Raw genomic sequence first — 12,955 nt, 5'->3', positions numbered from 1 at the left:
CGATGTTCCTTTCCTTCATTGATAATAGCCCCCACCACGGATGTTGGCGTGCGAGGGGGTGGCTTTGACGGAGGCGGCAGCAGGGCTCGCGCGGTCGAGCCCGGATTTGAGGATCGCGCTCACCGAGGAGTAGCTGATCGCGTTGATCACGAGTGCCCGCTCGCAGGCCGCTTCGAGCCGATCGCGCTCGTAGCGCCGCGCCAGGGCGATGATCCCCATGGCGGAGCGATAACCCTGCTCGGGATGTGGGCGCTCACGCATCATCCGCTCGACCAGAGTGGCGGCGTTGACGCCGATCCGCGCTGCCATCTTGATCAAGCTCGCCGGCGTCATATTGGCATAACGCTGATGGGCCTTGGGCATGTGCTCGTTCACGGTGACATGGCCGCTGCGCTGAGAGCGGCGCACATGGCTGGCAACACGCGTGTGATCCTGGAAGATCTCGACGGCTCGATAGGTGAGCCGGATGTCCACCCGACGGCCGATCAGCCGGTGCGGCACCGAGTAAAAGGTCTTGTCGACTTCGACGTGATAATCGGGGTGGACCTTCGCCGTTTTCCACTCGGCGTATTCGAACGGCTCGCCCGGCAGCGGCGTCAACGCAGCGCGCTCGATCTCCTCGAACAGCTGCCGGCGGGATTTGCCGATATGGCGCATCGGCCGATGGTTCAACTCCTCCAGCAGACCGGCGATCGCAGTATTGAGATCGGTCAGGTTGAAGAACCGCCGATGGCGCAGCCGTGCCAGAATCCAGCGCTCAACAATCAGCACCGCGCCTTCAACCTTGCCCTTGTCGCGCGGCTTGCGGCTGCGGGTCGGCAAAATCGTCGTGTCGTAGTGCTCGGCCATGGCGGCAAAGGTTTGGTTGAGCGTCGGCTCGAACCACAACGCCTTGACGACCCCGGCCTTCAGATTGTCGCAGACGATCGCCTTGGGAACTCCGCCGAAGTACGACAAGGCCCGGGTCTGGCCTTCGATCCAATCTGGTAGTCGCTGACCGAAGCTCCCCATAGCGAAGGTCAGCGACGAGGCCCCGAGCACCGCGACAAATATCTGCGCCTGACGGATCTCGCCGGTTTGCGGATCGATCACCTCCACCGTCGGACCGGCATAGTCGGTCTGCATCACTGCACCCGCCGCGTGGCGATGACGGAAGGTCGGGTTCGCCCGGCGCCGATAGGCGTCAAACTTCTCGCAGAACCACGTGTAACCATAGCCGTCGGGATGCGCCGTCCGGTATTCCTGCCACAGCAGCGTCAGCGTGCCGCGCGGCGAACAGGATGGAAGTGGAGCGTCGACCATGATGAGAGGGCTACGCCGGGCTCGTGACGCAGGGAGGGCGTAGCCCGACCGGAGTTACGAGCCCGGCGTCGGCGCGATCCACAGCGGACCGCGCCGACTGGTGATCGCGGCCGGCTGGTTATGCAAGTGGTTCTTCCGCCAAGAGGAATCACTCGCGTGCCAGGCCGACACATTACCGATCACCAAATGAGGCTCTACATGAAGTACCGTCAGACCGATAGCCCGCCCGTGGCCGCCGCCAAGGCGTCGTTCAGCACCTCGACCGCTTACCGGATCGAGCAGGATCGACGCCTTCCGTCGCAGAAGAAGGCTCCTCGCGGCCGTCGCCGGCCAGATCCCTTGGCCCGCGTATTTGAGACAGAGATCGTGCCGATGCTGAAGGCCGCCCCCGGTGTGCGGCCGGTCACGATCTTCGAGGAGTTGCTCCGACGCCATCCTGAGCTCGGCGCCGGCATCCGTCGCACGCTGGAGCGCCGGATCCGGGCCTGGCGGGCGATCCACGGCGAGGAGCAGGAGGTCATCTTCCGGCAGACCCACGAACCCGGTCAGCGCGGCCTGTCCGACTTCACCGACATGGGCGAATTGGGTGTCACGATCGCGGGCGTGCCGCTCGACCATCGTCTCTATCACTTCCGGCTGGCCTATTCCGGGTTTGAGCACGCCCATGTCGTGCTCGGCGGTGAGAGCTTCATCGCTCTGGCCGAAGGCCTGCAGAATGCCTTGTGGTCACTCGGTGGAGCGCCACGGGAGCATCGCACCGACAGCCTGTCGGCCGCCTTTTGCAATCTCGACCGCGACGCCAAAGACGATCTGACGCGGCGATACGAAGACCTCTGTGCCCATTACGGCATGCGCCCCTCCCGCAACAATCGTGGCATCGCCCACGAGAACGGGGCGATCGAGAGTTCGCATGGCCATCTCAAGCGGGCGGTCGGCGACGCGCTGTTGCTGCGTGGCACCGCCGACTTCGACGATCTCGCTGCCTATCGTGGCTTCATCGATGAGATCGTCAGCCGCCGCAATGCCCGCAACGCCAAGCGGATCGACAGCGAACGTACCGCACTTCAGGATCTGCCGGACCGCCGCACGTCGGACTATGAAGAGGTGATCGTCCACGTGACATCGTCCGGCGGCTTCACCTTGCGCAAGGTGTTCTACACGGTGCCGTCGCGCTTGATCGGCCATCGGCTGCGGGTGCGCCTGTATGACGATCACCTCGACGTGTTTGTCGGCGGCACGCATCTCCTCACCTTGCCGCGCGGGCGGCCGCATCCCAATGGCAAGCACGATCAGGTCGTCGATTATCGGCACGTGATCCATTCCTTGCGGCGCAAGCCGATGGCGCTCCTCAACCTGGTCTACCGCGACCAGCTGTTCCCCCGGGAAGCTTACCGCCGAGCCTTCGACGTCTTGCGCAAACGCTTACCGGACAAGAAGGCCTGCCGGATCATGGTCGATCTCCTCGCACTCGCCCATGAGCGCGGTTGCGAGGCCGAACTCGCCGATCAGCTCACGGCCGACCTGAACGACGGCCGGCTGCCCGACCTCAACCGGCTACGTACTCACTTCGCCCCGGATCCCGCCCAGATGCCGAACGTCGTGGTGCGCCTCGCACCGCTCGCCACCTATGAATGCCTCATCGGTACTGCCGAGATCGGAGGTGCCGCATGAGCACAACCAACGTAGTCGACACCGCGCGCCTCAATCTGTTGCTCAACGAGCTGCGGCTGCCCGCCATCAAGGTGCTGTGGCCGCAATTTGCCGAGCAGTCCGATAAGGAAGGCTGGCCGGCGGCGCGCTTCCTCGCCACCATTGCAGAGCACGAGATCGCTGAACGCAGCCGTCGCCGCATCGAGCGCCATCTCGTCGAGGCGCGGCTGCCCACCGGAAAGACCTTTGACAGCTTCGACTTCGAAGCCGTACCGATGATCTCCAAGGCGCAAATGACCGCGCTCGCCGCCGGCGACGGCTGGTTGAACAAGGGCGCCAATCTGCTGCTGTTTGGTCCGCCCGGTGGCGGCAAGAGTCACTTGGCAGCAGCAATCGGCTTGGCTCTCATCGAGAACGGATGGCGCGTCCTCTTCACCCGCACCACCGATCTCGTGCAGAAGCTCCAGGTGGCGCGCCGCGAACTCAACCTCGAGGGTGCCATCAACCGCCTCGATCGCTTCGATCTCGTTATCCTTGACGATCTTGCCTATGTCACCAAGGACCAGGCCGAGACCAGTGTGCTGTTCGAGCTCATCAGCGCACGCTACGAGCGACGCTCTTTGCTGATCACCGCCAATCAGCCCTTTGGAGAATGGAACAAGGTCTTTCCGGACCCAGCTATGACCCTCGCGGCGATCGATCGCCTTGTTCACCACGCCACCATCGTCGAGATGAACGTCGAGAGCTATCGCAGGCGGACTGCCCTCGAGCGAAAGCGTGGTCCAGGGCGGCCACCGGAGCACGCGACACAAAAAACGCTCGCTTGATTGACGCTCCGCGACAATCAAAGCAAACAAAACTCTTGCGCGCGACAATCATCGCGGCGATCATCATCGCGCCGCGACACTGACTCGCCATCCTGATCGCCGCGCTCTTCCGACCCAGATCGTCGCGCTATAGTCAGCGTCACGCCCTTGCGCTTGAGCTCCTGCGCCACCCGTGGCCACTCAGGCTCGCTCAAGTCCTGCGGGGGGCGCCCGACCCGCCGGAACAAGGCTCGCTGCAAGGCCGCCTCGCTCTCGTAAATCGGCGGCAGCGGCCAGCTCAAACCCGCCTCACGCGCTCGCAGCAGGTAGGTGGCAACCGAACTCTTGCTGATCTGCAGCCGTTCCGAGATCTCCCGAACCGACAGGTCCTGCTCGTACGTCAGCCTCAGGATCGATCGTAGGTCCTTCACTGTGGTTCGTTTCGCTTGCTTCCGTCTCGGCATTGCCCCTCTCAAACTCAGCTTGAGAGAGAACATTGCCTGAACGGCGCTCCCGAAAACCAACCTCCCGCAACTGTCCGCGATTTAGCGGAATCCCTGTCCCGGAATTACTGAAATCGCTGTCCGCGAATTAGCGAAATTGCTGTCCGGAAATTGCCGAAACACGCACGCATCGAGCGCATGGATCTGAAGCGCGAGAAATAGCCGATGATCATCCCCCGCTCGCCGAAGATCGGCAATCGGCCTCAGGCAGCACTGCAGCCGCTAGCTGCTCCATTTCCCTTTGAACCTAGGCTTAAACCAACAATTAATGAATCGGCTTTAGTCATTGAGCCTTTCACAATCCCGGCGGTACAAGAGGTCGAGAAATGAATTCGATCAAGGTATTTTTGATCCTCTTCGTTCTGCTTCTTGGGTGTGCCGACCTGGCGACAACTAACAAGGTCCTCGAGCTGGGGTTTCGCGAGGCCAATCCGTTCATGGAGACAGCTCAGACTTTGTTGGGAGACTGGTGGTTGATCCCCAAGCTGGGCTTCACGTTTGTCATCATGGCGCTCCTTTGGCGCAGCAAGAACGTTTTCAACGTCGCTCTTGTCGCGGCGTTTTGCTCAACACCTGTAGTTAATAACGTCCTTCTCATCGCAAGCGTGAATTGAAGCCTCACCAAGATTCAACTAAGTCCCTCGCGACAAAGCCGAACGGCGCATAGGCGAATGCCGTCCCACCAAAGTCTTCAGTTACCTCCGCCACGGTTGCAGTTTCCGTCGCGATGAATGGGAATGCTTCCTCGTCAGAAAGCCGGGAGGAGATTTCATTGCCGGCTGTTTTGGGGTGGCCGGATCGTCGCCACCGTGATTATTCCACAGCCCGCCGTTTCTTCCTTCGCCACTATCTCGGCCGCGCTGATGCGTAAACAGCTTAGGTAACTTCCTATCTGGCGTTCCTGCGGCTGTCGATTTCCTTGAGCAGGTATGTGCGCCGCTTCTGTGCCCCTATCAGCAACCCTTCGAACATCAAGAAGATGTCGCGAGCTTGGGCGAAGACTTCCCAATTCAGCGCGTGTTGGTCATATCCGTACGAGGCCAGGCGGGCCTCGATCTCGGATGCGGCACTATGATCCGACCGCCAGCTCAGCGCGTTTTGGCGAGTGTGGCGGCTGGCATCCTCTTTGAACTCGGGCGCAATGCCCACGAGGTCGATGCGGCGCAGCGCGGCCTCGATCGCCTGCTGGCGGTGATCCTCTAGCAGCGCGTGGCGTAGCAGTCGGTAACGACGGATCTCCCATGAGAGCTCCGCGATATCAATGGTGAGCAGCCATTCGAGGGCCGATCGCGGCGCGATGTCGGCGAAGACGGCCTGCTGCAGCGCATGATACGCTTCGAGACTCTCGCCGGGTAGGAGTAGTGGCGCAGGTATTAAAGCTTCAAGCTCGAGCGGCAGTGCGGCGACCGCCAACTGACGGGCGGCGGGGACGGGCCCGTTCATGACGTGGCGCCCTCCCGGTCGACTCTGGCGAGGCGCGCGCCATTGGAGGCCGGCGCCGAGTGGGTTTGTTGGGCGGAGCTGGCTTGCCAAAGCTCCTTGGCGAATGGGAGCGGGGCGATCTGCAGATTGGCCCACCAGGCCTTTTCGTTGCCATTCCGGTGCAGATCCTGGTGGTGCGCGCGACAGAGCGGCACGGTGAACTCGTCGCTGACCTTGCGGCCGAGCGTCCGCGGCTGGGCGAACTTGAGGTGGTGGGCGTCGGTCGGGGTGCGTTTGCAGACGAGACAGGGCTGTCCCCGGACGAACAGCAGATGCGCCTTGCTGCGCTTGCGGGGGCTCTCCTTGGGGAAGGCGAGCCCAGCGTCGGGAGCGTCGGGGAGAGCTTGCGGTTGGCCGGCCTCGGCGTCCACCGCGGCATGCGGCCAAAGCTGGGGGGGAGGGGCCGGCGACACCGATGCGGAGGGGGCGCGCTCTAGCTCGCTGGCCGCGGGGGGCGCGCTTTCGAGGCGCATCTGGTAGGCCGCCTCCACACGCCGGGCGTCGCCCTCGACGAGGGGAGCTGGCCGCGATAGACCGTGACGGAGTGCGTTCCGGCTTGATCGAAGCTTCCCCTGGCCTGTCTTCGGGCCCGTGCTGCGCTTGGCATTTCGCCGATTGGCTTCGATTTGTCGATCTGACGCCATGGCCCATCCCCCTCGTCCGGCCCTCGCCGGTCACGTCGACCACCTCGCTCCGATCCACTGTCCGCATCAAGCTTTGGCGCGCAAAAGAGCAAGATTGTTGCTGCAGAAAGGACTGGCATTCCCGTGCCATTGGAGCGTTACTGAGTCGGCCGAGCACAAAAACGGCCCCGGTTTCTCGCCTCGCATCCCGCGGGGTTTGGGCAGTGCGGCAACCATCGCCGCGCTGTTCACACCAGGAGAGACCGGTGAGTACCATTTCCAACTCATCAAGTTCAGCCGTTCCGACCGCCGTCATTTCATCGGCGGCTCGGATGCCCGCATCATCATGGGAAATGACGAGGCTGATCTCATCCGCCTGTGGCGGGAAAAGCGCGGCGAAAGCGAGCCTGAGGACTTGTCCGGCAATTTGATCGTCCAGCTCGGCACCGCTACCGAAGAGCTCAATCGGAGCTGGTACCAGCGCAACAGCGGCCAGACCGTCAAAGACATCCAGAGGCGCGTACGTCACCCCGTCCATTCATGGATGGCAGCAACGCTCGACGGCATCGTCGAGCAGACCGGCGCGGTGTTCGAAGCCAAGTTCATGCTGCCCTGGGCCTTCACCGAGGAGGGTGCCGCCGACAAGCACATGGCGAGGCGTACCGGAAGATCCGGTCATCCTCTCGGGGGAAGGGCGATGACGATGCGGAGTGCGAGGCGCTGACACGGGGGCTTCTGGACTGGATGGCGCGCGAGGCGCCCTCCATTGAACCAACCGACGTCGTACGCCCTAAGTTCGAGCTTGCTCGCTTGCGCGCAGTCCGTCACGAATTACTCGCTGCCTTTCTAAAGGCTCCTGACGCAAAATTGCGAAAACAGTTGCGGGGGCTGGAGCGCTATGAGCGCGCGGCCTTTGCGCGGCAGACGCGGGCGATGCGGCGCAGCGGCTAGCGCCCCCGATTTGGCAACAAAAGAAAGCCAATCGGAATACTGCCCGTTGGCGAATCCTCCGAAGGCGCACGTTGCTGGCGCCGTGGCGTACGGTGCCGTGCCCCCAAGGATCGGGAGCCCCTCGCGTATCCTGCTCAACGGGCGGTAAGCATGGCCGCAGAACCGACTGGACTTGCGGCGCAAACGGAGCGTTCCTGCAAATGCGAAGAGCAGAGAGGAGCGCGTGCGATGGTCGCACAATGGATTGAGCCGGCCATTACGGCCTGCCTTAAGAACGTTCATGCCAAGCGCAAGGAGGCCGAGCAGATTGCCAGGGCCGCGGCCGCCTGCGCAGAGACCGGCAGCGTCAGCGAGGGCGTGCGCGTCTCCATGGACATCGAGCAGCTGATCTATGACGCCGGGCGGCTCCAGGACGCGGCGTCTTTGTTGCGGACATTGCTGCGAGCCTGAGACCGTCTGACCTCGCAGGCCGAATTCGAAAGACTTTTCTGGTCGGCTCGAACGCGAATGGGAGCAGCATCCTTTTTGTTTACCCGTTAGCGAAGCCTTCTAGGTTTGCTCATCTCAGCGAGTCCCTTTGGCGTAATCCGGTAACGGACTTCGCCACCGGTGCCTTGAACCTCGATCCATTGATTGTGAAGCAAGGTCAGTTTCAGTTTTTGCCGATCGGGTAGGTCGGAAGAACGCATCCATGCCCCGTGCCGAAGATACTCTAAAAACTGCCGATGGTGCTGGTTGAAGGCCACGGACAAGTCAAACCCAAATCCAATTCGCAATCGATGACGCGTTGAGAGCAAGTAAATGCAATAACGCTCACAAGCCAATTGAGGCGACCGTTACGATTCGTGTAGTGCGGTTTGCAGCAATCCAGCTCACAACACGCAAAGCGCCTTTGATAGAATCGCGAACGGCCAGGAAAGGGCATCGTAGGGCCTCCATGCCGGCGCGTCTTGGCCCATTTGGGTCACAGGCAAATCCTGTCAAGAGGAGAAGAATTTTGCTCGGCTGCTGGATATCCGCCGATCGTGGTCCGGATTGACAGCCATCGGGATAGAGATACGCTTCGCCGCAACGTAATCCATCGGATCGCAGTGCCCAACCATGACCGGCTCCGATCGGTGAGCCCATTGTCGGTTGGTCGGAGCGCGAGACCAACTTTGCAACACGAAGCCGATTTTAGATGACCCAGATTGTTTTCAGCTGCACCAATTGCGGTGCTCTTTATCGTGCGGTGCAAAAGCCGAGAAATCTCTCGAAATCGCCGCGCAGCTTCAATTGCGCTGAGTGCAACGCGCCGGTCCACTCATGGGAAGGCCAATTCAACTACATCTATTGGAGGAGGTTTGTCCCGGCGATCAGAGATGAGGGGGTGATCTTGACGAAACAGAGCGAGGCTGCCGATGCGCTGGAGGCGTTCAGGCTGCTGATGGCCTTTCGCTCGATCCGCGACCGCGCCGCCCGACTTAGAATCGTCGAAAAGGCTGAGGCCATGGCCGAACACCAACGGGACGATGAAGCGGCCGACGAAGATCGACGTTCGCTCTCGGACAGCGGCCTGCACTGATCTTTTTTCCGCCGGTATCGGATGATCGTGCCTGTGCCTGGCGTGTCCCCGGTGACGGCGTAACTCGCCGGAGCCTGCCCGCGCGTCGGTAAATGGCGCCGTAGCACGCGGATGGCTTTGCGGTGGGTTGGCAATTCGCCGGGTCGACGCCGATTTGCTGCGCGAGGTCGGCGGTGGGGCATGCCTTATGCCGAGCGGCTCTTGCCACGCAAAAATTGCTTGAACAGCTTGGCGGGGTTAGCGCCAAGGGCTTCGGCGATGGTGATGAACTCGACGACATCGAGCCGCCGTTCGCCACCCTCATATTTGGCAACAAAGGATTGCGGCTTGCCAAGTTTTTTGGCGAGCCCGTGCTGGCGGATGCCGGCCTTGTGGCGCGCCGCGATGAGGAGCGCAATGAGGCGTTGGTATTCGGCAGACTGAAGGGATTTTTGCATCGTCGCCGGGGATGAAGATTCGGGGCGACAAGCAATTTGATCCCGGATTCGGATTATCCCAAAAGAGGATATTGTTAACTGTAACTCGCTAGGGTTCGCGCCGTCGCTCGACTTGAGGGACGGAACGAGCGAACACACCGGTCCGCGATGACCGCTGTTAGGATTGAGCGAGATGGCGACACAGAGCAGCGGTGCAAGAGGCCGTAGCGAGGAGCGGAGCGGGCAGAATGGAAAGCGCGCCGTAACAGCTGCGCGCACAAGCCGATATGCGGGCGGCGCCGATCAATTAGCTTCCTTCAAAGTAGGCGCGGTGCGCTACATCAAGCTGGGTGAGGGCGGGAAATGGGCGCGAGCGGCCATCGTCGAGGGTATTCTGCCGTTCGGATATCGCGCCGTAGCGCACACGGCTTGCGCGCAGGGCAATTGGGACAGGGTGCGCGAAGAGCTCATTGCGATGGGGCGCAAGAAGGCCGGCGTGGGGCAGGGCCTGCGCGAGCTTCAGGCGTTTTATTCGTTGGGTGAAGATACCCTATGGGTGACGATAGCGGACGGACATCTTTGGTGGACGTTCGCGGACGGGGACGTGGTTGCGGGCGGTGAAGATGATGCCGCGGCGCCGGCTCGGTTTCGCCGCACCCGCGGCGGCTGGCGGTGCACCACCTTGAGCGGGGAGCCGTTGACCTCGCGTAGCTTAAGCTCAGCGTTGACCAGCACCGCGAACTATCAGATGACGATCTGCGCGGTCCGCCACCAGGATTACTTGCTGCGACGGATCCGCGGCGAAGACGAACCGCTGCGCGTCAAGGGTGATCTCCTGCTAGCGGAAATGACCACAACCGTCGCCGCCATGGTGCGCCGGCTTGACTGGCGGGATTTCGAGACGCTGATCGATTTGATCTTCTCCCGCGGCGGTTGGCAACGAACAAGCCCGCTCGGAGGCAACCAGGCCGACGTCGATTTGATCTTGCGGCAACCGATCAGCGGCGAAACCGCTTGGGTGCAGATCAAATCACGAACCTCGCAGGCCGAATTCGAGGGCTATCTTGACCGGTTCGAACGCGAGGCGAGCTGCGATTTCTTCTTCTTTATCTATCACAGCGCGCCTCGTCCGATCGGCGGGCCCGCCGCAACGAAGGTCCGTCTTTGGTCGGCCGACCAAATAGCGAGCGCGGCGATCGACGCAGGCCTGGTGCGTTGGCTGTCCGATCGCCTGATGTAGCAACCGAATAGTTGGCCGCACGACGGTGCAACATCCGAACCGCGCCGCTTGTCGAAAATGCCGTCTAGTCTTCGAATGGCTCGCCCGTTGCTTGCAGAACGGCGTTGAGGCCGCAGGCGCTTTGCATGCGGCGCACAACGACGTCGCAATATTGCGGGTCAAGCTCGATGCCATAGCCGATCCGTCCGGTTCGCTCCGCGGCGATCAGCGTGGTTCCGGAGCCGACAAAAGGATCAAGAACGATGCCTTTGTGGTGGGAGCAGTCACGGATGGCGTCCGCGACCAAGGCAATGGGCTTGACAGTCGGGTGCAGCGCAAGGTCCTCGCGGCCATCGCCAAAGCCGCTTGCGCCGGCGTAGCTCCAGACGTTGCTGCGGTTGCGGCCATATTTGCCAAGGCCGACATTGTTGAGGTGCGGTGCGGTTCCGACCTTGAAGACAAAGACGAGCTCATGCTGCGAACGGTAGAGCGAGCCCATGCCGGCGTTGTTCTTGGCCCAGACGCAGATGTTTTTGGTCTCGGTATAGACCGCGCGGCCGGCGCTGATCATATGCCCGATATGGCGCCAATCGATGCATTGGAAATGGATGGCGCCGTCATCGGAATAGGCCGCCAAATGGCCGAAGACCTCGGACAGAAAGCAGGTGAACTCATCGTCCGACATCTCGCCAGAGGCCATCGCGAACTCGCGATGCTGGATTTGGCCAAGCCCGCCGACATGGCCCGCGATCGGGACATTATAGGGCGGATCGGAGAACACCATTTGGGCCCGCGCATCGCCGAGCAGCGCTTGATAGGTTTCAGCTTTCCTCGCATCGCCGCAGATCAGGCGGTGCGCTCCGATGCACCAGATATCGCCGGGCCGGCTGATCGCCGGCCCCTCGGGCGGGGGAATCGGCGGGTCCGCAGGCTCTTCCCGGGCGGCCGTTGTCTCGCCGATCAGGATGTCGATTTCCGGGAGCTCAAAGCCGGTGATCGTAACGTCCAGATCGATCTCAAGATCTGAGAGGTACTGCAGCTCGATGCCCAGCAGTTTCCGATCCCAGCCGGCATTCTCGGCAAGCTTGTTGTCGGCAATAACATAGGCGCGGATCTCGCTCTCGCTCATCTGCGAGAGGCGGACGGTCGGTACCTCGGCAAGGCCGATGGTCTTTGCAGCCTCAAGGCGGCCGTGCCCTGCGATCACACCATTGTCGTCATCGACCAGAACCGGGTTGGTGAATCCGAATCGTTGGATCGCCTTTGCAATTTGGGCGATCTGCTGCTTTGAATGGGTGCGGGGATTGTTCTTACGCGGGTTAAGATCGCAGATGCTTTGGTAGGTGAGGTCGAGTTTTCTGGTCCAGCGTGGATTATCTAACATATTGGTCTCCCGTTGTGGTTCGCAGGAGAGACCTACAGATTCAGGACGGCGGCATCATTCAGGATAATGCGCGGATTATTTGTCTGAAGAGACCCGGTTGAGAAACGAACGCCAACCGATGGGCAGGCGCCACGTTCTGATGACGATTTTTGCAGCCCGTTCATGCGGCGGCCCCGACCACCAATCTTGGCGGCGCAGGATCGACCAGCCCCGAAGGCCCAAGCTTCGGTCGCGTTTGGTCAACCAGCCGAGGTAAGCCCGATAGTCCGCAGTGGCCGCGGCAAATCGAATTTGCTGGATTTGGCGCTCTTTTGGTCGACCGGCCCTTTGTTTCAAGTCGCCCCGGAGGCTCTTTGCGACCAGATCCAAAAACCAGGCGGGCAAAGGTTGATGTGCGTTGGCCGACAGGATATCGGCGAGCTGCTCTGGACTGGGGATTTCGCCCGCATCGAGCCGCCGCTTGCAGTTTTGCAGGCTGGTAGCCTCGAACAGATCGTAGAGCGTGGGTTTGGATACATCGTCCATCGGATCACCAAGCGGCAGATCGGTTAGATCGAATACTTCTCATGAAAAGCCAGCAACGCCTCGCCTAAAGGCGACGGTTCGCCGCGAACGGCCTTGAGAAATTCGTCGGCCTCCACATTGATTTCGGTACCCGGCTCGATCTTGTGCCTATTGGCTTCCTCCTCCCGCTTTATCCACTCGTCCTCTGTTAGGGCTTCCGGCGACAAGAGTACGGGACCTTTATTTTCAGGCTGTTCCGTGGCGGTAAGGCCGCGCAATTGATCGATTAGGACGGCGGCCGCGGGGTGTCCGGTTGCTGCGACCGCCTTGAGCTTGAGGATCGCGATCTCAAGCCGGCTCATCGATTGCGTCTTGCCTGAGATCGCGACCGGTTGGGTTTTGAGCGCAAATTTGCGGGTTAGCCGCTCGATACTGACCGCTCCCTTAGGCCGACCCTTCGGGTTGCCGGAGGTCCCTTTACGGAATTGTGTAGCAACCGGCGGCAGCCCGCGCTTATAGCTAGATCCTTCTGTAAATCCCTTGGCCATGAT

At 61.4% G+C, this 12,955-nt stretch carries 11 protein-coding genes and 4 pseudogenes; 7 read left to right on the top strand and 8 right to left on the bottom strand.

What is annotated here, in order from left to right:
* Nucleotides 1-15: 15 nt before the first annotated feature.
* Nucleotides 16-1,263, bottom strand: a pseudogene (gene istA, locus JEY66_RS28555) (IS21 family transposase); the annotation flags it as partial.
* A gap of 195 nt (nucleotides 1,264-1,458) precedes the next feature.
* Between istA (JEY66_RS28555) and istA (JEY66_RS28550) the strand changes: the two are divergent.
* Complete coding sequence (istA, locus tag JEY66_RS28550; RefSeq protein ID WP_026191872.1) at nucleotides 1,459-2,973, top strand: IS21-like element ISBj11 family transposase; 1,515 nt, start codon at nucleotides 1,459-1,461, stop codon at nucleotides 2,971-2,973.
* Nucleotides 2,970-3,779: an IS21-like element ISBj11 family helper ATPase IstB gene (istB, locus tag JEY66_RS28545; protein WP_016842034.1), complete on the top strand. Its 810-nt coding sequence runs from the start codon at nucleotides 2,970-2,972 to the stop codon at nucleotides 3,777-3,779. Before istA (JEY66_RS28550) ends, istB begins: the two co-directional genes overlap by 4 nt.
* A 128-nt stretch (nucleotides 3,780-3,907) precedes the next feature.
* On the opposite strand, the pseudogene JEY66_RS28540 reads toward istB, so the two are convergent.
* Nucleotides 3,908-4,222, bottom strand: a pseudogene (locus JEY66_RS28540) (sigma factor-like helix-turn-helix DNA-binding protein); the annotation flags it as partial.
* 365 nt (nucleotides 4,223-4,587) lie between these two features.
* Between JEY66_RS28540 and JEY66_RS28535 the strand changes: the two are divergent.
* A complete protein-coding gene (locus JEY66_RS28535) occupies nucleotides 4,588-4,875 on the top strand; it encodes a DUF5658 family protein (protein WP_018270918.1) in 288 nt (95 codons plus the stop codon).
* Between the two features lie 274 nt (nucleotides 4,876-5,149).
* On the opposite strand, the gene JEY66_RS28530 is transcribed toward JEY66_RS28535, so the two are convergent.
* Both JEY66_RS28530 and JEY66_RS28525 read right to left on the bottom strand, forming a co-directional pair.
* Nucleotides 5,150-5,704, bottom strand: a complete 555-nt coding sequence (locus JEY66_RS28530) for a hypothetical protein (RefSeq protein WP_018270919.1) — start codon at nucleotides 5,702-5,704, stop codon at nucleotides 5,150-5,152.
* Nucleotides 5,701-6,258, bottom strand: a pseudogene (locus tag JEY66_RS28525) (DUF968 domain-containing protein); the annotation flags it as partial. The gene JEY66_RS28530 and the pseudogene JEY66_RS28525, both read right to left, overlap by 4 nt.
* A gap of 394 nt (nucleotides 6,259-6,652) precedes the next feature.
* On the opposite strand from JEY66_RS28525, the pseudogene JEY66_RS28520 reads away from it, so the two are divergent.
* From JEY66_RS28520 to JEY66_RS28510, 3 genes and pseudogenes are all read left to right on the top strand, one after another.
* Nucleotides 6,653-7,024 (top strand): annotated as a pseudogene (locus JEY66_RS28520) (YqaJ viral recombinase family protein); the annotation flags it as partial.
* Between the two features lie 443 nt (nucleotides 7,025-7,467).
* Complete coding sequence (locus JEY66_RS28515) at nucleotides 7,468-7,767, top strand: hypothetical protein (protein WP_244620876.1); 300 nt, start codon at nucleotides 7,468-7,470, stop codon at nucleotides 7,765-7,767.
* Nucleotides 7,768-8,497: 730 nt separating this feature from the next.
* Nucleotides 8,498-8,881, top strand: a complete 384-nt coding sequence (locus JEY66_RS28510; RefSeq protein ID WP_018270923.1) for a hypothetical protein — start codon at nucleotides 8,498-8,500, stop codon at nucleotides 8,879-8,881.
* A gap of 185 nt (nucleotides 8,882-9,066) precedes the next feature.
* Here JEY66_RS28510 and JEY66_RS28505 read toward each other — a convergent pair whose 3' ends face one another.
* Complete coding sequence (locus JEY66_RS28505) at nucleotides 9,067-9,318, bottom strand: helix-turn-helix domain-containing protein (protein WP_018270924.1); 252 nt, start codon at nucleotides 9,316-9,318, stop codon at nucleotides 9,067-9,069.
* 172 nt (nucleotides 9,319-9,490) lie between these two features.
* Between JEY66_RS28505 and JEY66_RS28500 the strand changes: the two genes are divergently transcribed.
* Nucleotides 9,491-10,537 (top strand): restriction endonuclease, encoded by a 1,047-nt coding sequence (locus tag JEY66_RS28500; RefSeq protein ID WP_129964967.1) that lies wholly within the window; start codon nucleotides 9,491-9,493, stop codon nucleotides 10,535-10,537.
* A gap of 64 nt (nucleotides 10,538-10,601) precedes the next feature.
* Here the strand turns inward: JEY66_RS28500 and JEY66_RS28495 are convergent, their stop codons facing one another.
* The 3 genes from JEY66_RS28495 to JEY66_RS28485 all read right to left on the bottom strand — a co-directional run bounded on the left by JEY66_RS28495 (nucleotide 10,602) and on the right by JEY66_RS28485 (nucleotide 12,952).
* The gene (locus JEY66_RS28495) at nucleotides 10,602-11,900 is read right to left on the bottom strand and encodes a site-specific DNA-methyltransferase (RefSeq protein ID WP_018270926.1); all 1,299 of its coding nucleotides are present in this window, start codon (nucleotides 11,898-11,900) and stop codon (nucleotides 10,602-10,604) included.
* 75 nt (nucleotides 11,901-11,975) lie between these two features.
* Entirely contained in the window at nucleotides 11,976-12,425 is a 450-nt protein-coding gene (locus JEY66_RS28490; RefSeq protein ID WP_129964968.1) for a hypothetical protein, read from the bottom strand.
* 23 nt (nucleotides 12,426-12,448) lie between these two features.
* The gene (locus JEY66_RS28485) at nucleotides 12,449-12,952 is read right to left on the bottom strand and encodes a DUF5681 domain-containing protein (RefSeq protein WP_129964969.1); all 504 of its coding nucleotides are present in this window, start codon (nucleotides 12,950-12,952) and stop codon (nucleotides 12,449-12,451) included.
* Between the last annotated feature and the right edge of the window lie 3 nt (nucleotides 12,953-12,955).

Origin of the sequence: Bradyrhizobium elkanii USDA 76 (assembly GCF_023278185.1) — a bacterium.
GTDB classification, from domain to species: domain Bacteria; phylum Pseudomonadota; class Alphaproteobacteria; order Rhizobiales; family Xanthobacteraceae; genus Bradyrhizobium; species Bradyrhizobium elkanii.
The sequence above is the reverse complement of the archived record's forward strand: the minus strand, read 5'-3'. Positions and strand labels throughout refer to the sequence as shown.